This window comes from Bartonella sp. AA86SXKL (assembly GCF_042196885.1).
In genome coordinates, this window is record NZ_JBHIRE010000220.1 from 341 (window position 1) to 838 (window position 498).

The 498-nt window shown below is 35.5% G+C and carries 1 protein-coding gene and 1 pseudogene; both read right to left on the reverse strand.

Annotated features, from left to right (window positions below):
• The coding region (locus ACFIO5_RS11085) for a dephospho-CoA kinase (protein ID WP_375705433.1) at window positions 1-161 on the reverse strand (161 nt) is incomplete at its 3' end.
• A pseudogene (locus ACFIO5_RS11090) lies at window positions 158-498 on the reverse strand (shikimate dehydrogenase); the annotation flags it as partial. The pseudogene ACFIO5_RS11090 and the gene ACFIO5_RS11085, both read right to left, overlap by 4 nt.

Here is a 498-nt window from a genome sequence, read left to right on the forward strand (position 1 = left end):
CCAGGGAATTTATATTCTATGAGAGATAAAGTTGGTTCACTCTTATAAAGTTTGTAAACTGCCTCATCAGCACTAAAAACGGAAATACCCGCTTGTCTGAAAAAATCAGCAACTGTTGATTTTCCCATAGCAATTGATCCGGTTAGCCCTATGATTTTCATCCTCTCTTTTCACCCATATCCTGTAAAATTGTCGCCCGTAATGCCTTTGTCACCCGTGGTCTTATTCCAAACCATCGTTCAAACCCTAAAACAGCCTGATGTAAAAGCATTCCTAGTCCATCAACTGTTCTTAGACCGTGTGCTTTTGCTCGTTGTAAGAAAGGGGTTACCAAAGGCGTATAAACAATATCTGTTACTAACGCTGTTGTCTTCGTTTTATGAAAATCACAAAAAAAAGAGGTACTTTTTTCTTCTATTTTTTTTATACCAATAGAAGTTGTATTAACAATAAAATCAGCCTGAGAAAGTATTTCATTAATTTTATACCAATCATAAA